We start from the raw sequence: 20,231 nt of genomic DNA, 5'->3' as shown, positions 1-20,231 counted from the left end.
GACTGCATGCGTGTGCTCAACGACCGTCACGAGGTCGCCGGGTCCGTCGGTGACGAGCTGGGCGTGAGCGAGTGGGTCCAGATCTCCCAGGAGCGGATCGACCTCTTCGCCGACGCGACCGGCGACCGTCAGTGGATCCACGTCGATCCCGAGCGGGCGGCCGAGGGACCGTTCGGCGCCACGATCGCCCACGGCTACCTGACGTTGTCGCTGCTGCCCTTCCTGGGCGCCCAGGTCTACGCCTTCGCCGGCGACGTCGCGCGGGTGAACTACGGCCTCAACAAGGTGCGGTTCATGACGCCGGTGGTCGTCGGCTCGAAGCTGCGCAACCGCGTGACGGTGCTGGACGTCCAGGACGTCGAGCGCGGCCAGCAGGTGACCCTGCGTCACCAGATCGAGATCAAGGGCAAGGACAAGCCGGCGTGCGTCGCCGAGACCGTCACCGTCCTCATCGAGGCCAACGGCGCCTGAGCGGTCGTCCGCACGGGGGCCGTGGGGCTGCTGCTGCGTCGCTTCGGTTGGGCGTTCGCTCGGTGCTGCGCTGACTCGGTCTGAGCTTCGCTGCGTGTTGTGCTGACTCGTCTGGGCGTTCGATCGGTGCTGCGCTGGCTCGGCTGGGCCTTCGCTCGGTGCTGCGTCGCTGTGGCTGCGACTGGACCTGCTCTCCGAAAGGGCCTCGACCGGCGACGGGGTCCGGACTCGGGTGGGCTCTCGGGGGGTGGCTCGGGGACGCAAGATTCTGCGTTGGTGCGTGAGGGGTCGAAGGATGCTGCGATTGATACGGGATTCCGTCTTGAACGCAGCATCGTTGGGGTTTCTGCACGCGAAGGCAGAATCTTGCGTAGATCACGCACAGAAGGAGAATCGTGGCCGCGCCCAGCAGACCCAGCCGGGCCGAGACCCACCGCTCCGGTCGAGGCCCTCTCGGAGACCAACCCCACTCGGGCTCACAGCGACGCAGCCGCAGGAGAGGACCCAGCCGGACGGCGCAGCAGCAGGCAAAGGCCCGCCCGAGACCGCGCAGCCGCGGGCCGGGACTCAGCCGGACGTGTGCAGCCGCAGGTCAGGCTGGGCCGAGGAGGCGCAACCGGAGGACGCGACGAACCTCAGTACGCCGACCCACCCGCCAGCGACACGGCGCCCACGGGGTGCCAGACGGTCTTGATCTCCAGGAACGCGCGCAGGCGGGCGGTGCCGGGGGCGGCGGTGAAGTCGGGCTCGCGGCGGGGGGAGTAGACCCGCTTCACGGTGCCCGACGCCGACCGCTCCAGCTCCACACGGTCGTCGGCCGCCATGCCGGTGAGGTCGAGACCGTTGACGTCGGCGTGGCTCGCGAGCCAGGGCATCATCTCGGCGGCCCGGCCGGTGAGCACGTTCACGACGCCCGCGGGCACGTCGCTCGTGGCGAGGACCTCGGCGAAGGTCACGGCGACCGTCGGGTCGGCCTCGGAGGCCACGACGACCACGCTGTTGCCGCCGGCGAGCACGGGCAGCACGGCGGCCACGAGGGGCAGCAGGGCCGACGTCGGCGACGCCGCGATGGCCACGACGCCGGTGGGCTCGGGTGCGGAGTAGCTGAAGTACGGGCCCGACACCGCGTTGGCGCCACCGAAGACGGCGGGCAGCTTGTCGGTCCAGCCGGCGAAGTGCACGACGCGGTCGATCGACGCATCGACCTCGGCGCGCGCCTGGGCGGCGGTCGCGCCACGGCTCTGCACGATGAGGTCGACGAGCTCGGTCCGGCGGGCCTCGAGCATCTCGGCCACGCGGTACAGCACCTGACCGCGGTTGTAGGGCGTGGCGCCGGCCCACTTCGAGAACCCGGACCGGGCGGCGACGACGGCGTTGCGGGCGTCCTTGCGGGAGGCGAGGGCGGCGTTGGCCATGAGCGACCCCTTCTGGTCGTGCACCTGGTAGGTACGGCCGGACTCCGAGCGCGGGAACGCGCCACCGATGTACAGCTTGTAGGTCTTGGCGACGGACAGTCGTGCCATCAGAGTGCTCCCTCGTCGTCGGTGTCGAGGTAGGCCGCCATGCCGGCGGTGCCGCCCTCGCGTCCGAAGCCGGACTCGCCGTAGCCGCCGAACGAGGCGGTGGGGTCGAACTTGTTGAACGTGTTGTCCCAGACGACGCCGGCCTTCAGGCCTGCCGCCATGCCCATGGCGCGCGAGCCCTTCTCGGTCCAGACGCCGGCCGACAGGCCGTACGGCGTGTTGTTGGCCTTCGCGAGCGCCTCCTCGGGCGTGCGGAAGGTCAGCGTCGTGAGCACCGGGCCGAAGATCTCCTCACGGGCCACACGCATCGACGCGGTGGCGTCGGTGAACACCGTGGGGGCCACGAACCAGCCCTTCTCCGGGAGCGCGCAGCTGCTCGTCCACACCGTGGCGCCCTCGTCGGCGCCGACCTGGGTGAGGTTCGTGATCTTGTCGTACTGCATCTGGGAGTTCACGGCGCCCACGTCGGTGTTCTTGTCGAGCGGGTCACCGACGCGCAGCGTCTCGATGCGCTTCTTGAGCTTCTCGACGACCTCGTCGGCCACGGACTCCTGCACGAGCAGGCGGGATCCGGCGCAGCACACCTGGCCCTGGTTGAAGAAGATGCCCGACACGATGCCGTCGACGGCCTGGTCCACGGCGGCGTCGGCGAACACGATGTTCGCGCCCTTGCCGCCGAGCTCGAGGGTGAGCTTCTTGCCGGTGCCGGCCAGCTCGGACTGGATGCGCTTGCCGACGGGCGTGGAGCCCGTGAACGCGACCTTGTCGACGCCCGGGTGGTTGACGATGGCGCTGCCGACGTCGCCGGCACCGGGGACGATGTTGACGACGCCGGGCGGCAGCTCGGCGTCCGCGAGGATCTCGGCGAGGATCAGCGCCGTGACGGGCGTCGTCTCGGCCGGCTTGAGCACGACGGTGTTGCCGGCGGCCAGCGCAGGGGCGATCTTCCACGCGGCCATGAGCAGCGGGAAGTTCCACGGGATGACCTGGCCGGCCACGCCGAGCGGGCGCGGGGCGGGGCCGAGCCCGAGGTGACCGAGCTTGTCGGCCCAGCCGGCGTGGTGGAAGAAGTGCTGGGCGGCGGTCGGGACGTCGAAGTCGCGGGTCTCGCGGATCGGCTTGCCGTTGTCGAGCGACTCGGCCACGGCCAGCTCGCGCGCACGCTCGGCGATGGCGCGGGCGATGCGGAACAGGTACTTGCCGCGCTCGGCCCCGCCCATGCGCGACCAGGGGCCGTCGTAGGCCTTGCGGGCTGCGGCCACCGCGCGGTCGACGTCGGCCGCCGTCGCCGTGCTGACGGTGGTCAGCGGCTCGCGGGTGGCGGGGTTGAGCGACGTCAGGTCGTCGCCGCCGCCGTCGACGAACTCGCCGGCGACGAACATCTGGTACCGCGGCTTGATCGCGGCGATCGCCGCCGACTCCGGGGCCGGGGCGTAGGTCAGGTCGAGATCCATGGGGCTGCTCATCTCTTCGGGTGGTGCTGGGCGGCGGACGGACGCATGGTCAGTCGACGCTCACGTAGCGGGGGCCGCTGTAGTGGCCGTTGGTCTGGGTGCGGCGCTGCATCAGCAGGTCGTTGACGACGCCGGAGGCGCCGAAGCGGAACCAGTGCGGGTCGAGCCACTGCGGGCCGGCGACCTCGTGGACGGCGACGAGGTAGGCGATCGCGTCCTTGGTGGTGCGGATGCCGCCCGCGGGCTTGACGGCGCGCTGGGCGCCGGTGAGGTCGTGCAGGTCGCGCACGGCCTGCAGCATCACGTGGGTGACGGGCAGGGTGGCGGCGGGGGAGATCTTGCCCGTCGAGGTCTTGATGAAGTCGCCGCCGGCCATCAGGGCCAGCCACGACGCACGACGCACGTTGTCGTAGGTGGCGAGCTCGCCGGTCTCGAGGATCACCTTGAGCCGCGCCGAGCCGGCGGCCTCCTTCACCCGGGCGATCTGGTCGAACACCAGGCCGTAGTCGCCGGCGAGGAACGCACCACGGTCGATGACCATGTCGATCTCGTCGGCGCCGGCCTCGAAGGCCAGGCGGGTGTCGGCGAGCTTGACCTCGATCGACGAACGCCCCGCCGGGAACGCCGTGGCCACCGACGCGACCTTGACGCCGGTGCCGGCGACCGCCTCGGCCGCGACGGCGACCATGTCGGGGTACACGCACACGGCCGCGGTCGACGGCGTGCCCTCGACCTCGCGGTCGGGGTTCACGGCCTTGCGGCACAGGGCCCGGACCTTGCCCGGGGTGTCCGCGCCCTCGAGCGTGGTCAGGTCGACCATCGAGATGGCGAGGTCGATCAGGGCCCGCTTGGTGTCCTTCTTGATGGAGCGCGTGGCCAGCTGGGCGGCCCGCGCCTCGACGCCGACGGGGTCGACGGCGGGCAGGCCGTCCAGGAACGTGCGCAGTGCCGCGGTGTCGGTGCCGCCGAGGCCTACGTTCGAGCGCAGGTCGTCGATGGACACGTCGACGGTGGTGTCGGGGGTGGGGCTCATGGACGGTTCTCCGGATCGGGGGTCGGGCGGGTGACGGGTGGAACCGCCCGGTGCGACGGTTCGGCGGGGTAGCCGTCGAACCCCGTGAAGTCTGCCACCTCGAGCCGCGCGTGGTCATGCCTCCACCGCAGAGGGCACGGCGCGTGCACGCCGGAGCCGCCGGTCCCGTGCCACGATGGGTTCGTGACCCTCACCGCCGACCAGATCCGACGCGCGCCCAAGGTGGCGCTGCACGAGCACCTCGACGGGGGCGTCCGACCCGCCACCGTCGCCGCCATCGCCGAGGAGGTCGGCCACGCGCTGCCCGCGCCCGCGGACCAGCTGGGGCTGTGGTTCGCCGACGCCGCCAGCTCGGGCTCGCTGCCGCGCTACCTCGAGACGTTCGAGCACACCGTGGCGGTCATGCAGCGGCCGCAGGACCTGGCCCGCGTGGCCCGTGAGTCCGTCCTCGACCTCGCGGCCGACGGCGTCGTGTACGCCGAGCTGCGCTGGGCGCCCGAGCAGCACCTGCGCGGCGGGATGAGCCTGTCCGAGACGGTCGAGGCCGTCCAGGCCGGCATCGACGAGGGCCGGGCCGAGGCCGCGGCCGAGGGCACGCCGATCGTCGTCGGCCAGCTGCTCACCGCCATGCGGCACGCCCAGCACGGGCTCGAGATCGCCGAGCTGGTCGTCGAGTACCGCGACCGTGGCGTCTGCGGGTTCGACATCGCCGGTGCGGAGGACGGCTTCCCGCCGATTCTGCACCTCGAGGCGTTCGAGTACCTGCGCCGCGAGAACGCGCACTTCACCATCCACGCGGGCGAGGCGTTCGGCCTGCCGTCCATCTGGCAGGCCATCCAGCGCTGTGGCGCCGACCGGCTCGGCCACGGCGTCCGGATCATCGACGACATCGACCTCGCGGCCGAGGGCGGCCCGCGGCTGGGTCGGCTGGCGGCCTACATCCGCGACAAGCGCATCCCGCTCGAGATGTGCCCGTCGTCGAACCTTCAGACGTCGGCGGTGCCCGGCATGCGCTCCATCGCCGACCACCCGATCGGCCTGCTCAAGGAGCTCGGCTTCCGGGTGACGGTCAACTGCGACAACCGGCTCATGAGCGGCACGTCGATGAGCCGCGAGATGCAGCTGCTCGTCGACGCGTTCGGCTACGACGCCGACGACCTGCGCTGGTTCACCGTCAACGCCATGAAGAGCGCCTTCCTCCCCTTCGACGAGCGCCTCGCCCTCATCGACGACGTCATCAAGCCGCGCTACGCCGCGCTCTGACCCACCCCCGCCCCACCGGCGGCCCGGGACCGTCAGAGGTAGGTCTCGCACCGAACCACGCCGTCGGAGGTAGGTCTCGCACCTCATCCGGACGCGATGAGGTGCGTCACCTACCTCCGACCTGACGAGGTCGGACGGTCTCGCCGGGTTTTCAGGTGGGAGAGCGGAGCATCCGCCGGGCCTGGCGGGGAGTCATCGGCTCGCAGCCGGCGGCCACGGCCTGCGCGACGACGCGGTCGTCGTCGTTCTTCAGGCGCCAACCACGGCGCACGAGCACCCACGGGCTCTTGCGGCCCTCGCGCAGGTCCCGTGCCAGGCGCAGCGCGAAGGTGACCAGCCGGTGCCGACGTAGGCAGATGGCTGCGTCGAGCAGGCCCGCCTCGCGACAGGCGGACACGACCTGAGGCGCGAACAGGCCCTCGGCGATGAACTGGTCGCCCACCACCAGGTGCTGCGTGCCGGTACGGGCGCTCGAGGCGAGGTCGTAGACGGGCACGTCCGTCCCGCCGCTCGCACACAGCTCGGCGATGGCGCCGACGGCGGCGACGGGGTCCCACGAGCCGGGGTGGTCCCAGTCCGGGATGCCCAGGCTGGACCGCGGCAGGTCGGGGTCGTGGCCCTCGCGGTAGAAGTCGTCGAGGCGCAGCACCGACCACCCCAGCACCTGTCCGAGGTGGGACTTCCCGACACCCGACGGCCCGGCCACGATCACGACGCCCACGAGGGGTGAGCCTACGAGACGCCGACGCAGGCGCCCACACCGCGACTTCACCCATTCGTCACGTGAGGGGCGTTGACGCCACAGGTGGTCGTCGGGTGAAATCGAGGCACGTTCCAGAGCTGGTCCGGGCGCAGTCGTGCCATCGGGGGGCCGACTCGACGACCCGAAGGACCGCTCTCACGTGAAGACACGTCTGCGCCGCGCTGCGGCCGCACCCGCTCTCGCCCTCGGCACCACCCTCGCGCTCGGAGCAGGCGTCATCGCCGCGGCCCCGGCCCAGGCCGCCGACGACGTCACCATCCGGCTGCTCGACATCAACGACTACCACGGTCGTATCGACGCCAACACGGTGAAGTTCGCCGGCACCGTCGAGCAGCTGCGAGCCGAGGCGGGCGAGGCGAACACGCTCTTCATGTCGGCCGGCGACAACATCGGCGCCTCGCTGTTCGCGTCCGCCACGCAGCAGGACGCGCCCACCATCGACGTGCTGAACGCTCTCGACCTGAAGGTCTCGACCGTCGGCAACCACGAGTTCGACCGCGGGTTCGCCGACCTCACCGGCCGGGTCGCCGACCGGGCGGACTTCTCCTACCTGGGCGCCAACGTCGTCTCCAAGGCCACCGGCGAGCCGGCGCTCCCCGCGTACGAGACCTTCGAGGTCGGCGGGCTCGACGTCGCCGTCGTCGGAGCGGTCACCGAGGAGACGCCCTCGCTCGTCTCGCCGTCGGGCATCTCCGACATCGAGTTCACCGACCCGGTCGAGGCGGTCAACGACACCGTCGCCGAGCTCGAGGCGTCGGCTACCCCGCCCGACGTCGTGGTCGCCGCGTACCACGAGGGAGCCGGGGCCGGGACCCCCGACGGCGCGACCCTGGAGCAGGAGGTGGCCGCAGGCGGCGCCTTCGCCGACATCGTGCAGAAGACCGACGCCGAGGTCGACGCGATCTTCACCGGCCACACCCACAAGCAGTACGCCTGGCAGGCCCCGGTGCCCGGCGAGGCCGGCAAGACCCGCCCGGTGCTGCAGACCGGCAGCTACGGCGAGTTCATCGGCAGCATCGACCTGACCGTCGACGGCGACACCGGCGACGTCACCAGCACCGCCACCAACGCAGCACGCACCACCACCGACGACGCCACCCTGGTGAGCCGGTTCCCGCGCGTGGCCGAGGTCAAGACCATCGTCGACGCCGCGCTCGCCAACGCCCAGGAGGTCGGCAGCAAGCCCGTCGCCGAGGTGACGGCCGACGTCACCACGGCCTACGCCGGCGGCAACCGGGACGACCGCTCCAGCGAGTCCACCCTCGGCAACCTGGTCGCCGACGCCCAGCTCGCCGGCGTGAAGGACACCCCGGCCGGCGCCGACCTGTCCGTCGTCAACCCCGGCGGCCTGCGCAGCGACCTGCTGTTCAAGGGCACCGGCGGTTCCAACGCCGACGGCGTGGTCACGTTCGCCGAGGCCAACGCGGTGCTGCCCTTCACCAACAACCTCAGCTCGGTCAGCCTCACGGGGGCCCAGCTGACGCAGGTCTTCGAGGAGCAGTGGCAGCGCGACGCCGCGGGCAACGTGCCCTCGCGCCCCTACCTGCAGCTCGGCACCTCGAGCAACGTCGCCTACACCTTCGACCCGACCCGGCCCGAGGGCGAGCGCATCACGTCGCTGCGCGTCGACGGCGAGCAGGTCGGTGCCGACACGACGTACAAGGTCGCGGTGCCGTCGTTCCTGGCCTCCGGCGGTGACAACTTCCGGACCTTCGCCGAGGGCACGGCGGTCGACACCGGACTGCTCGACTACGAGGTCTGGATCGACTACCTGGGCGAGAACAGCCCCGTCGCCCCCAGCTTCGCCCGGCACGCCGTGCAGGTGGAGGGACTTCAGTCCTCCTACGAGGAGGGCGGCACGGTCTCGTTCACGCTGCCGAAGCTCGACCTGACGTCGCTCGGCAGCCCGCAGACCCGCAGCGTCACCGCCACGCTCTACTCCGGCGACACCCCGTACGACCTGGGCGAGTTCCCGGTCAGCGACGGCGCCGTCACCGTCGAGCGCACCCTGCCGGACGGCGTCACGGGCGACGTGCGCATCGAGGTCGAGGCGACCCCGACGGGGACCACGGCGGTCCTGCCGCCGTTCTCGATCGAGGAGTCCGGCGCCGACGCCAGGCTCGACGTCGTCACCCTGCCCTTCGTCAGGCAGGGTTCGCCGTCGCTGCTGGTGGCCCGCGTCAAGGGCGGCGAGGGACGCCCGACCGGAAGCCTGACGGTCACCGACGCCGCAGGCACGAAGCTCGGGTCGGCCAGGCTGACCCGCAGTGGCGTCGCCGTCCTGCTGCTCGACACCCGCCGGCTCCCGGCGGGCGCACAGGTGCTCACGGCTGCCTACAGCGGCGACGACACCTACGCCCCGGTCGAGCGTGACCTGAAGGTCACCGTCGTCGCGAAGAAGAAGCGCTGATGCGCGGCGTGCGCGCCGGCGCCGTCCTGACGGCGGGCGCCGCACTGGTCGCCGGCCTGATGGCCGCCTCGCCGGTCCAGGCCGCACCCGACGGCGACGGTCTGGTGATCGGCGAGGCCTACCTGAACGGTGGCAGCAGCGGGGCCACCTACCTCAACAAGTTCGTCGAGATCGAGAACCCCACCGACGAGCCGATCGACGTGTCCGGCTGGTCGTTGCAGTACCGCTCGTACTCCTCGACCGGCGCGTTCACCGGCGTCATCGCCCTCGGCGACCACCACGTGGAGCCCGGCGGCACGCTGCTGGTCTCGGGCAACGCCAACGCCTCGAACGGCCAGGCGCTGCCCACGCCCGACGTCACGTCGTCGATCGCGTTCTCGGGCAACGCCAACGGCGGCACCCTGGCGCTCGTCCGCTCCACGTCGGCGCTGAGCGGCGACCGAGCGAGCGTGCTCGGCTCCGACCAGCTCGTCGACCTCGTCGGCTACGGCGCGTCCGCCACCTACGAGGGGAGCGGTCCGGCCCCCTCGGGGTACTCGGTCACCTCGTCGTTGCAGCGCACGGACGCGCAGGACACCGACGACAACGCGGCCGACCTGCGCGGCGGTGCGCCGACGCCGCAGGCCTGTGGCACCGACTGCGACGGGAGCGGCACGCCGCCCGAGCCTCCGGTCGACGTCACGATCGCCGAGATCCAGGGCACCGGCTCCGCCAGCCCGCTGGTCGGTCGGACCGTCACCACCAGCGGCGTGGTCACCGCCGCGTACCCGTCGGGCGGCTTCGACGGGCTCTACCTCCAGACCGAGGGCACGGGCGGCACCGCTCCCGCGGACCGGACGGCTTCGGACGGGGTCTTCGTCGCGTCGGCCGCCATGGCGGCCGACGTCGAGATCGGCGACCACGTCGAGGTCACCGGCACGGTGGCCGAGAGCTTCGGGCTCACCCAGGTGTCGCCCGGGGCCGGTGACTGGAAGCAGCTCGCCGACCCGGCCCAGGCCGTGAAGCCCACGCCGCTCACCCTGCCGCTGGGCGAGGCGCAGCGCGAGAGCCTGGAGGGCATGCTCGTGGCGCCCGAGGGTCGCTACACGATCACCAACAACTTCGGCACCAACACGTTCGGCGAGATCGGTCTCGCCGCCGGCGACACCGGCTTGCCGCAGCCCACCGACGTCGCCCGCCCGGGATCGGCGGAGTACGACGCCGTCGTGGCCGAGAACGCGCAGCGCCTCATCACCGTCGACGACGGCGCAGGCATCAACTTCACGAGCGGCGGCAAGAACACGCCGGTGCCGTGGCTGCGTCCCGACAACGAGGTGCGCGCCGGTGCCCCGGTCACGTTCACCGGCGACGACCTGGTGCTCGACTACCGGTTCAGCCTGTGGCGGCTCCAGCCCACCCAGCAGCTGACCGCCGACGGCGACGAGCCGATCAGCATCGGCAGCACGCGGGTCGCCGCTCCGAAGGACGTGGGCGGCGACGTCAAGATTGCGTCGTTCAACGTGCTCAACTACTTCACCCTCACCGGGGAGGCGTACGAGAAGTCCGGTGCCGGCACGTGCACCTACTACTCGGACCGCAACGGCAACCGGGTCACCGTCAACTCCTGCACCAACGACGGCCCCCGCGGCGCTGCCGACGACGCGAACCTGCAGCGTCAGCAGGCCAAGATCGTCAACGCCATCGACGCCCTCGGTGCCGACGTCGTCTCGTTGGAGGAGATCGAGAACTCCGCCGCCTTCGGCATGGACCGCGACACCGCGCTGCGTGCCCTCGTGGCGGCGCTCAACGAGAAGGCCGGCCGCGAGGAGTGGGCGGCCGTCGCGTCACCCACCCGGGTTCCCGAGCGCGAGGACGTGATCCGCACGGCGTTCATCCACCGCGTCGGTGTCGTCGAGCCGGTGGGGGAGTCCGTCATCGACGACGACCCCGCGTTCGACAACGCCCGTGACCCGCTGTCGCAGGAGTTCCGGCCCGTCGGCGGCACGGAGCGCGACGACTTCCTGGTGGTCGTGAACCACTTCAAGTCCAAGGGCTCGGGCTCCGGAGAGGACGCCGACACCGGCGACGGCCAGGGTGCGTCGAACGCGTCGCGCGTCCGCCAGGCCACCGCGCTGGTCGCGTTCGCCGACGAGCAGAAGGCCGCGGCCGGCACCGAGACGGTGTTCCTGACCGGCGACTTCAACAGCTACAGCAAGGAGGACCCGATCGCGGTCCTCGAGGACGCCGGCTACGTGAACGTCCCCGCGAAGTACACCGACAAGACCACGTACCAGTTCGGTGGCCTGCTCGGCTCGCTCGACCACGTGTTCGCCTCGCCGGCCGCGGTGGACAAGGTCACCGGTGCCGACGTGTGGGACATCAACGCCGACGAGTCGCTGGGGCGTGAGTACAGCCGCTACGACAACAACGTCACGCGCCTGTACGACACGAGCCCCTACCGCGCCAGCGACCACGACCCGGCGATCGTCGGCTTCACGGCGAAGCAGAAGGAGCCGCAGGTCGGCCCCACGCGCATCGCCGTGACCGGCTACACCGCACCGCCCAAGGTCACGCTCACGGCCACGGTGGCCGGAGGTGACGTGAAGGCCGACGGCGGCGTGCTGCTCGTGCTCGACGGCTGGCGCCCGGTGGGTGTCGCGAAGGTCGTGGACGGCACGGCCTCGGTGCGGCTCTCCGGGGTCGGCAAGGGCAAGCGGACCCTGACCCTCGTCTACTCCGGCGACCGCCGCGTGAAGCCCGGGGTCACCCTCTACCGCACCCGCTGACCAGGTCCGGAGCCCCGCATCGGTGGATCGTCAACCGCAGCAGTGCCCCTGCGGTTGAGGATCCACCGATGGGTGGGGTCGGGCGGGTGGATCAGGCGAGGCCGAGAGCGACGGCGAGGTCCGTCTTGACGGCCTCGAGCGTGGCCGACGCCTCCTCGCGGGCGACCTCGACCGAGTCGGTGACCGGCACGACCACCTCGACGTAGCACTTGAGCTTCGGCTCGGTGCCCGAGGGACGGCAGATGATGCGCGCGGCGTCGCCGAGGCCCAGGCGGATGCCGTCGGTGGGGGGCAGGCCGGCGTACCCGTCGGCCAGGTCGTCGACGGACGTCACCTCGAGCCCAGCGAGCAGGCGGGGCGGGGTGCTGCGCAGCGTGCTCATGGCCGTCGCGATGATCGACAGGTCCTCCACGCGGACCGAGAGCTGGCCCGTGGCGTGCAGACCGTGCTCGCGGTACAGGTCGTCGAGCAGGTCGAGCAGCGTCCGGCCCTCGGCCTTCAGCTCGGCGGCGAGCTCGAGCACCGCGAGGATCGCCGAGACGCCGTCCTTGTCGCGGGCCACGTGCGGGGCGACGCTGTAGCCCAGCGCCTCCTCGTAGCCGAACACGAGGTCGTCGATCTTGCCCAGCCACTTGAAGCCCGTGAGCGTCTGCTGCCAGCGGCGGTCGTGCGCGGCAGCCTGGCGGCCGAGCATGTCCGACGACACGATCGAGGACCCGTACGTGCCCATCGCGCCACGCCGCAGCAGCAGCTCGGCGAGCAGCACGCCCGTCTGGTCGCCGGTGAGCATGCGGAACCCCTCGTCGTCGCGGACGCCGACGGCGCAGCGGTCGGCGTCGGGGTCGTTGGCCACGATCACGTCGGCCTGCACCTCCGAGGCCAGCTTGAGCGCCAGGTCCATGGCGCCGGGCTCCTCGGGGTTCGGGAACGCGACGGTGGGGAAGTCGGGGTCGGGGTCGCCCTGCTCGCGGACCACGTGGAGCGGCGCGAAGCCGGCACGGCGCACGACCTCGACCAGCGTGTCCCGGCCGACGCCGTGCATGGGGGTGTAGACGGCCACCACGTCGCGCGGCCCGTCGTGCGCGAGGTCGACGACGGCCTGCACGTACGCCTCGGCCACCTCGGGGCCCACCGTCGTGTAGTCGTCGCTGCGCGGGAGCTCGTCGACCCGCCCGACGGCGTCGATGAGGGCGGAGATGTCGGTGTCGGCCGGAGGGACGATCTGGCTGGAGTCGCCGAGGTAGACCTTGTAGCCGTTGTCCTGGGGCGGGTTGTGCGAGGCCGTGACCATGACGCCCGCCGAGCAGCCGAGGTGCAGGATCGCGTGGGCCAGCACGGGGGTCGGCAAGTGGGTGGGCAGCAGGTAGGCCCGCACACCCGCCGCGTGCATGATCTCGGCGGTGTCGCGGGCGAACACGTCGGAGTTGTGACGGGCGTCGTAGCCGACGACGACCGACGGGTCGTCGGGCGTCTCGCGCAGCAGGTAGGCCGCGAGACCTGCCGCCGCCTTGGCCACGATGACCCGGTTCATCCGGTTCGGCCCTCCACCGAGTGCACCGCGCAGCCCCGCAGTACCGAACTGCAGCCGCTCGTCGAAGCGGTCGTGCAGCGCGTCCAGGTCGTCGGCGTCGACGAGAGCCTGCAGCTCGGCACGGGTAGCCGGGTCAGGATCCTGGTCGATCCAGTCGAGGGCGAGGTCGACGACGGGCATGGTTCCTCCTGGCGGGCGGTGCTGGTGGGAGCGGTGCAGGTCGGGTGGGGCGCCCACTAGATCCGGGGGATGATGTCGGCGAGCAGGGCGCCCATGCGGCTCGCGGCCGCCTTGCCGGCCTCGAGGACCTCCTCGTGGTTGAGGGGCTCGCCGGAGATGCCGGCGGCGAGGTTGGTCACGAGCGAGAGTCCGAGCACCTCCATGCCGGCCTCGCGTGCCGCGATCGCCTCGAGCGTGGTCGACATGCCGACGAGGGTGCCGCCGATGGCACGCACCATGGCGATCTCGGCGGGCGTCTCGTAGTGCGGGCCGGGGAACTGCACGTACACGCCCTCGTCGAGCGAGGGGTCGACCTCGCGGCACAGGGCCCGCAGGCGCGCGGAGTAGAGGTCGGTGAGGTCGACGAAGTTCGCGCCCTCGATCGGTGAGGTGGCGGTGAGGTTGATGTGGTCGCTGATGAGCACGGGGGTGCCGGGCGTCCAGCTGGGGTCGAGCCCGCCGCAGCCGTTGGTGAGCACGACGGTGCGGACGCCGGCTGCTGCCGCGGTCCGGACGCCGTGGACGACGGCCGCCACGCCCTTGCCCTCGTAGAAGTGCGTGCGCCCGAGGAACACGAGGGCGCGGCGTTCTCCGATCTTGACCGAGCGCACCGTGCCGCCGTGGCCGGCGACCGCCGGTGCACTGAATCCGGGCAGGTCGGCCAGGGCGATCTCGTGGTCAGGGGTCCCGAGGGCGTCGGCGGCGGGCAGCCAGCCCGATCCCATCACGAGGGCGACGTCGTGGGTCGCTCCGTCGGTGCGGTCGGCGAGGGCTTCCGCGGCTGCGCGGGCGAGTTCGGCGGTGGTCACCGGTCCACCCTACGAGACGTGACGGACGCCACCGGTCCGGGCGAGTCACCGCCGTGCCCGGTTCCGGGCGCCGAAGGTCCCGACACGGGACCGGACAAAAGAGTGACTAGTCAGGTCTAGTCCTAAAGAACTAGTTCCGTGTAGTCTCCTGTGACCAAGGGGATGGACGAAAGGACTCCGGAGTGACGACGATCCGCACGCGCAGGGTGATCGCCTCGAGCGTCGCCGTGCTCGCGGCCACCGCGTCGCTGGTGCTCGTGCCGGCCACCGCGCAGGCAGCGTCCCAGGCCGGCATCCAGCCGCTCGTCACCCAGGCCATCCAGCCGCTCGACACCGACGGCATCCAGCCGCTCGACACCGACGGCATCCAGCCGCTCGACACCGACGGCATCCAGCCCCTCACCACGGTGGCGGCCGCATGACGCACTGAGACTTCCGGCCTGTCGGGGGACGGGCCGGACGGTGGAGCATCTCGGGGGGATGGTCCATCACACACGACGAGACCCTGGCCGTTCGGGGGGATGGCCAGGGTCTCGTCGCGTCTGGGCACCTGCGCCCCGACGCCTACTAGTCCGATCGAACCATCTTCGTGTGCTCCCCGACGCGCACGAGCGAGCATGTGTGACCCTTGACCGTCACGATCATCTCGGGGTTGGGAAAGACACATGCTCGACGCGCGCGCGCTCACGAAGAACCTGATTGCCGTCGGCGCAGTCACCGCAGGTCTGTTCACCGTCATGACGGTGCCCGCCATCTCCGACGAGCCGACGGCCGACCCCACGCCGTCGGCGGCCGTCTCGACGCCCGCGCCGACGACCGAGGTCGAGCCGTCCGCGGAGCCGGAGCCCACTGCGGAGCCGACGCCGACCCCCGCGCCCACCACGAGTGCGCCGAAGCCGAGCCCGACCCCCACCGCCACCGCCAGCAAGGCTGCCAGGGCCGCCTCGGCGCCGGCGCCGGGCGAGCCGCTCCTGGTGTTCGGTGACTCCACCAGCGCCTGGTTCTCCGACCAGCCCGGGTCGCCGTCGCAGGGCTGGTGGTCCAAGGTCGCGGCCAAGGCCGACATGCGGGCCGTGCTCTCGGCCGAGTCGGGCTCGGGCATGTGGGCCCGCGGCAACAAGTGCGGTGGCACCCGCTTCGACCAGCGGCTCTCGGAGATCGCGCGCATCAAGCCGGCCAAGATCATCGTGGCCACCGGCCGCAACGACTACCACCGTTGCCGCGGGGGTCAGGGGCAGGGCTACGTCACGAGTCCCCGCGCCCAGGTGGAGCTGGCGATCAGCAACTACATGACCAAGCTGGACAAGGCGCGCAAGGCCGAGGGGATCCCGGCGAACGAGGTCTACGTGACCACGCCGTGGGGCACCGACGGACGCAGCGTCCACTCCTGGATGTGGAAGGCGCAGAAGCGCGAGGCCGAGAAGCGTGGCTTCACCTACGTGACGGTCCGCTTCCTCGACGACCTGTTCACGCTGGACAAGACCCACCCGAACGCGCTCGGCAACACCAAGCTGGCCGAGGACTTCCTGCGGGTCTCGAAGATCGCCGGCTGACGGACCGGCCGCCGGGCCTGGACCGGCCCGACGACCGACATCGTCAGTTGAACTCGGACGGATCGGGTCCGGTGCGCTCGTCGCGGTTGATGGCGCTGATGCGCTGGAGCTCGTCGTCGCTCAGCTGCACCTCGGTGGCGCCGAAGTTCTCGGCGATGCGCTCGGGCGTGACCGACTTGGGGAACACGACGTTCTCGAGCGCCAGCTGCCAGGCCAGGACGACCTGACCGGGCGTGGCGTCGTGCGGCTCGGCGATCTCGACGACGGCGGGCTCGCTGAGCACGGCGCCCTGGGCCAGCGGGCTCCAGGCCTCGGTCACGATGCCGTGCTCGGAGTGGAACGCCCGCAGCACGTCCTGCGTGAGGGCGGGGTGCAGCTCGACCTGGTTGACCGACGGGGTGGTCAGGCCCTCGTCGGCCAGGCGCTGCAGGTCCTGGACGCGGAAGTTCGAGACGCCGATGGATCGCACACGGCCGTCGGCCTTCAGCTGCTCGAACGCCTTCCAGGTGTCGACGAAGCGGTCCTTCTCCGGCGTGGGCCAGTGGATGAGGTAGAGGTCGAGCACGTCGAGACCGAGCCGGCCCATGCTGGCGTCGAAGGCCCGCAGCGTGGACTCGTGTCCCTGGTCGTCGTTCCACAGCTTGGTGGTCACGAAGACCTCGTCGGCCAGACCCGTGGCCTTGAGCGCCGCGCCGACGCCCTCCTCGTTGCCGTAGATCTTGGCGGTGTCGATGTGGCGGTAGCCGACCTCGAGGGCCTTCTCGACGGCCGCCTGGGTCTCGGCGGGATCGATCTGGAACACGCCGAACCCCAGCTGGGGGATGGTGGTTCCGTCGTTCAGGGCGATGTCACGCACGGTCATGGTGGTGCTCCTGTTCGTGGGGGAGGGTCGGTCGGGGCGGGAGCTGCGCGATGGTCGGCGCTCCGCAGCCGCAACCCCCAGCATGGCAACCAGGTGGGGACCGGCAAGTCCGACGGTCGACCGCCCTGAAGGGCAGGGGAGATGTGCGCGAACCGGTCGGTGCGCGGCGGTCATCTTGGTACGATCATCCAGACTTCGTCTCGGGCTTGGAAGGTCGTACCCCTGTGTCTGTCCGCTCACTCATGCGCGCAGCCGTGCTCGCACCGCTGCTCGCGCTGCTCGGCGGACTGCTGGTCGCCGCCCCGGCCTCGGCCGTCACGGTGACCATCACGTCGAACCTCACCAAGGTCCGGGAGGGCTCGCCGGTGGAGTTCTCCGGCAAGGCGCCCGCCGGCTCCACGGTGCAGCTCTACCAGGGGGCACACAAGATCCCGACGCCCAGCACCACGGCCAGCACCAAGGTCCCACTGCCCGCGGCCACCACCAAGGCCACCTCGAGCGGAACCTGGAAGATCACGATCGTCTCGGCCGAGCGCGCAGCCGACGGGAAGAAGTACGTCGACGGCTTCCGCAACTATCGCGTCCGCGTCGGCTCGACCCAGTCGGCCGCCCGGCAGGTCAACTCCTACCGGCCCGTGTCGGTCTCGCTGAGCAAGACGATCAGCGGCAAGAAGACCGCCGTGGCGACGAACGAGGAGATCTACAGCCGCAGCGGCATCACGTTCTCGGCCGTCCTGTCGTACGGAGTCAAGGGCAACCCGGCCTACCTGCAGCGACGGGTGCCCACCCGCAGCTCGTCGGGCAAGATCACCGGCACCCAGTGGGCCACGGTCAAGACCGCCACGACCGGTTCCACCGGCGCCAACCGGACCGTCAGCTTCGGGTCCGTCTCCACGCCCCCCGGCCGGTGGCAGTACCGCGTGTCCACCAAGCTGGTGGGCCTCTACGCCATCGGGTACTCCACCACTCCCGCCGTGCACGTGGTCAGCTGCACCACCTACCCCTCGCGCCCTGCGGGCATCCAGCCCGCGTTCTCCAACCCCGGCGCGTACTCCACGGCCGACAGGACCAAGCGGTCCAAGGCGCTGCGCGACCAGCTGGTCAAGACCATCTGCGCCGCCGACACCGGCGCCGAGCTGAAGCTGGCCATGTGGCACATCGACGACGATGGGCTCTACAAGAACCCTCCCGAGATGGTGAACCCGATCCTGCGCGCGCTCGACTACGTGAGCGCGACCCGCAAGGTGAAGGTCAGCATGGTGGTCAACGACACCACCGGCAAGCAGGCCTACACGACGGAGTGGCTCAAGCAGATCGCCGCCCGCAATGGCGGTGGCTACTACGAGTGCAAGGAAGCCTGCATGAGCGACCGCGGGCTGAGCGGGCAGAACAACGCGGGTGACAACCACCAGAAGCTCCTGACCATCAGCAAGGCCAAGGGCGCACCCGTCACGGTCATCTCGACCTCCAACTGGTCGTACTGGCAGCTGCGCGACTACTGGAACTCCAGCTCGGTGCTGTGGAACGACGCGAACATCTACGCGCGCTCCTCGGCACGGTTGTCGCAGATGATCCAGGCCGCCGAGCGGACCTCGGCCGGCAACGGTGGCTGGGCGACCTCGGGCGCCGACGGCTTGGTCAAGAGCGCCGACGACAACACGTGGGCCCCGGCCGACGTCAGCTCGGGCGACGGCATGGTGAGCGCCAAGGAGCGGAAGGGCTCGGGCTCCGGCGCGGCTCGCACGGCTGTCTCGTTCTCGCCGTCCGGAGGCTACGACCCGATCCTCGATCGGCTGAAGGGTTCGAGCTACACGTGCGACAAGGGTGAGGCTGTGCGGTTCGCGGTGCTGCTCGGGACCGGCGACATCGGCACCAAGTGGGTCGACACGATCAAGGAGCTCAAGGCGAAGGGCTGCAAGGTCTACGTGGTCATGAGCCGGCCGATCCCGTCCGGCTCGCACGTCTTCGGTACCGACAAGGCGACGTTCGACGGGCTGAAGAAGCAGCTCGGCGGATCCACGACGTACCTGCGCTGTGGCCAGTACATCCACACCAAGAACATCCTGAGCGACGAGAAGTCGTCGGTGTGGACGGGGCCGCGCAACCTGGACTACTCCGGCTTCAGGCTGAGCGACGAGACGACCCTCCGGGTCTGGAACGACCCGACGCTCTACAACAGGTACAAGACCGACTGGATCAACATCTGGAAGAAGTCCACGAGCTGCGGCTCGACCCACGCAGCGTTCATGAAGCTGCGATGACCTCTTCGCACCGGCAGCGAGGCCCTTCCACCACGTGGAAGGGCCTCGTGGCCGTGGTGGCGCTCCTAGTCGTGGCGCTGGCGGGCGTGGTGGGGGCCCGCCTGCTCGACGTCGGTCCCTACCGTGACACGGGCGCGAGCACGTCGGCGACGCCGGCCGCGAGCGCTTCACCCACGCCGACGCTGCCCGCCGTGGGCGGCATGCGGGCCGAGGAGATCGACGGTCGCATGCGCATCGTCGACGAGACCGGCGAGCGGTTCAAGGTGTCGGCCGCCAACTGGTACGGCGCGGAGACGCCCGACCTGGTGCCCGGTGGCCTGGACCGTCGGCCGCTGGCCGACATGGCCGAGGAGCTGGCGGGAGCCGGCTTCAACACGGTGCGGCTCCCGTGGTCGAACGAGATGGTGCGTGACGACGAGGTGCCGGACCCGTCGCGGGTCGCTGCCAACCCTCAGCTCCAGGGCAAGACCGCGCTCGAGGTGTACGACGCGGTCGTGGAGGCACTGGCCGACGCCGACCTCAGGATCATCCTCGACAACCACCACTCCACCGCCGACTGGTGCTGCAACATCCGCGACGGGAACGGCCTCTGGTACACCGCCGAGCACCCCGAGAGCGAGTGGCTCGAGCACTGGACGCTCATGGCGAAGCGGTACGAGGACCAGCCGGCCGTGATCGCGGCGGAGCTGCGCAACGAGATCCGGTTCGACGTGAAGACCGACCGCATGCCCACCTGGGGGAGCGGTGACGAGGAGACGGACTGGAAGCGTGCTGCCACGCTGGGCGTCGAGGCCGTGCACTCGGTGGCTCCCCGCCTGCTCGTGGTGGTCGGCGGCCTGGAGCACAACTCCAAGCTGATCGAGCAGTTCCGCGACCCGTTGAAGATTCCGCGCCAGGACAAGCTGGTGTACGCGGTGCACGACTACGCCTGGCGCCACTCCGACGAGGCGCTCAGCAGCCAGTCGCTCTTCAACCGACGCATCCAGACCCGGTGGGGCGGGATGAACGACGCCCGCAACGACTTCGCCGCTCCGGTGCTGCTCACGGAGTGGGGTGCGTGCATCCGCCACGACGCCTCCGAGACCGACTGCGACCCCTCGCGCGCCAAGTTCCTGACCCGCATGGCGTCGAACCTCGAGACGACCGACATCGGCTTCGCCTGGTGGGCGTTCAACGGTACGCAGTCGTCCGGCTACACCCGCACACGCGGCAAGGACGAGACCTACGGCCTCGCCGACACGCAGTGGAGGCTGTCCTTCGACGCTCTGCCCAGCGAGCTGCAGGGCCTGCTGCGCTGAGGGCCGGCGAGGTCGG

At 71.0% G+C, this 20,231-nt stretch carries 15 protein-coding genes; 8 read left to right on the top strand and 7 right to left on the bottom strand.

Annotated elements, in window-relative coordinates:
- Window positions 1–6: 6 nt before the first annotated feature.
- Window positions 7–471: a MaoC family dehydratase gene (locus NBW76_RS15650; RefSeq protein WP_055969263.1), complete on the top strand. Its 465-nt coding sequence runs from the start codon at window positions 7–9 to the stop codon at window positions 469–471.
- A 635-nt stretch (window positions 472–1,106) separates the two neighbouring features.
- On the opposite strand, the gene NBW76_RS15645 is transcribed toward NBW76_RS15650, so the two are convergent.
- The 3 genes from NBW76_RS15645 to deoC are packed head-to-tail and all read right to left on the bottom strand — an operon-like array spanning window position 1,107 to window position 4,481.
- Window positions 1,107–1,994 carry an aldehyde dehydrogenase family protein gene (locus tag NBW76_RS15645; protein WP_056552598.1) on the bottom strand — a complete coding sequence of 296 codons (888 nt, stop codon included), beginning with the start codon at window positions 1,992–1,994 and terminating at the stop codon, window positions 1,107–1,109.
- Window positions 1,994–3,448: an aldehyde dehydrogenase family protein gene (locus tag NBW76_RS15640; RefSeq protein ID WP_056552594.1), complete on the bottom strand. Its 1,455-nt coding sequence runs from the start codon at window positions 3,446–3,448 to the stop codon at window positions 1,994–1,996. Before NBW76_RS15640 ends, NBW76_RS15645 begins: the two co-directional genes overlap by 1 nt.
- Before the next feature lie 49 nt (window positions 3,449–3,497).
- Complete coding sequence (gene deoC, locus NBW76_RS15635; protein ID WP_082481282.1) at window positions 3,498–4,481, bottom strand: deoxyribose-phosphate aldolase; 984 nt, start codon at window positions 4,479–4,481, stop codon at window positions 3,498–3,500.
- 183 nt (window positions 4,482–4,664) lie between these two features.
- On the opposite strand from deoC, the gene NBW76_RS15630 reads away from it, so the two are divergent.
- Window positions 4,665–5,744, top strand: coding sequence for an adenosine deaminase (locus NBW76_RS15630; RefSeq protein ID WP_055969240.1), 1,080 nt, complete (start codon window positions 4,665–4,667; stop codon window positions 5,742–5,744).
- Window positions 5,745–5,895: 151 nt separating this feature from the next.
- Here NBW76_RS15630 and NBW76_RS15625 read toward each other — a convergent pair whose 3' ends face one another.
- Window positions 5,896–6,465: a hypothetical protein gene (locus NBW76_RS15625; protein ID WP_056552591.1), complete on the bottom strand. Its 570-nt coding sequence runs from the start codon at window positions 6,463–6,465 to the stop codon at window positions 5,896–5,898.
- A 181-nt stretch (window positions 6,466–6,646) separates the two neighbouring features.
- Here NBW76_RS15625 and NBW76_RS15620 point away from each other — a divergent pair, with 181 nt between their 5' ends.
- On the top strand, window positions 6,647–8,917 hold the full coding sequence (locus NBW76_RS15620) for a 5'-nucleotidase C-terminal domain-containing protein (RefSeq protein ID WP_056552588.1): 2,271 nt from the start codon (window positions 6,647–6,649) through the stop codon (window positions 8,915–8,917).
- Window positions 8,917–11,682, top strand: coding sequence for an ExeM/NucH family extracellular endonuclease (locus NBW76_RS15615; RefSeq protein WP_056552585.1), 2,766 nt, complete (start codon window positions 8,917–8,919; stop codon window positions 11,680–11,682). Before NBW76_RS15620 ends, NBW76_RS15615 begins: the two co-directional genes overlap by 1 nt.
- A gap of 91 nt (window positions 11,683–11,773) precedes the next feature.
- Here the strand turns inward: NBW76_RS15615 and NBW76_RS15610 are convergent, their stop codons facing one another.
- On the bottom strand, window positions 11,774–13,393 hold the full coding sequence (locus NBW76_RS15610) for a phospho-sugar mutase (RefSeq protein ID WP_056552582.1): 1,620 nt from the start codon (window positions 13,391–13,393) through the stop codon (window positions 11,774–11,776).
- A 56-nt stretch (window positions 13,394–13,449) separates the two neighbouring features.
- Entirely contained in the window at window positions 13,450–14,241 is a 792-nt protein-coding gene (locus NBW76_RS15605; RefSeq protein WP_056552579.1) for a purine-nucleoside phosphorylase, read from the bottom strand.
- 182 nt (window positions 14,242–14,423) lie between these two features.
- Between NBW76_RS15605 and NBW76_RS15600 the strand changes: the two genes are divergently transcribed.
- Window positions 14,424–14,663: a hypothetical protein gene (locus NBW76_RS15600; RefSeq protein ID WP_056552576.1), complete on the top strand. Its 240-nt coding sequence runs from the start codon at window positions 14,424–14,426 to the stop codon at window positions 14,661–14,663.
- Window positions 14,664–14,906: 243 nt separating this feature from the next.
- Window positions 14,907–15,794 carry an SGNH/GDSL hydrolase family protein gene (locus NBW76_RS15595; RefSeq protein ID WP_056552573.1) on the top strand — a complete coding sequence of 296 codons (888 nt, stop codon included), beginning with the start codon at window positions 14,907–14,909 and terminating at the stop codon, window positions 15,792–15,794.
- A 43-nt stretch (window positions 15,795–15,837) separates the two neighbouring features.
- Here NBW76_RS15595 and NBW76_RS15590 read toward each other — a convergent pair whose 3' ends face one another.
- The gene (locus NBW76_RS15590) at window positions 15,838–16,656 is read right to left on the bottom strand and encodes an aldo/keto reductase (protein WP_056552569.1); all 819 of its coding nucleotides are present in this window, start codon (window positions 16,654–16,656) and stop codon (window positions 15,838–15,840) included.
- A 242-nt stretch (window positions 16,657–16,898) separates the two neighbouring features.
- On the opposite strand from NBW76_RS15590, the gene NBW76_RS15585 reads away from it, so the two are divergent.
- Both NBW76_RS15585 and NBW76_RS15580 read left to right on the top strand, forming a co-directional pair.
- Entirely contained in the window at window positions 16,899–18,917 is a 2,019-nt protein-coding gene (locus tag NBW76_RS15585) for a phospholipase D-like domain-containing protein (protein WP_056552566.1), read from the top strand.
- On the top strand, window positions 18,914–20,215 hold the full coding sequence (locus tag NBW76_RS15580) for a glycoside hydrolase family 5 protein (protein ID WP_082481267.1): 1,302 nt from the start codon (window positions 18,914–18,916) through the stop codon (window positions 20,213–20,215). The genes NBW76_RS15585 and NBW76_RS15580 overlap by 4 nt, the downstream gene beginning before the upstream one ends.
- Window positions 20,216–20,231: the final 16 nt, after the last annotated feature.

The sequence above is a fragment of the Aeromicrobium sp. Leaf245 genome (genome assembly GCF_942548115.1).
Lineage (GTDB): Bacteria > Actinomycetota > Actinomycetes > Propionibacteriales > Nocardioidaceae > Aeromicrobium.
Note: the sequence above shows the minus strand (reverse complement) of the source record. Positions and strands in the feature narration are given on the sequence as shown.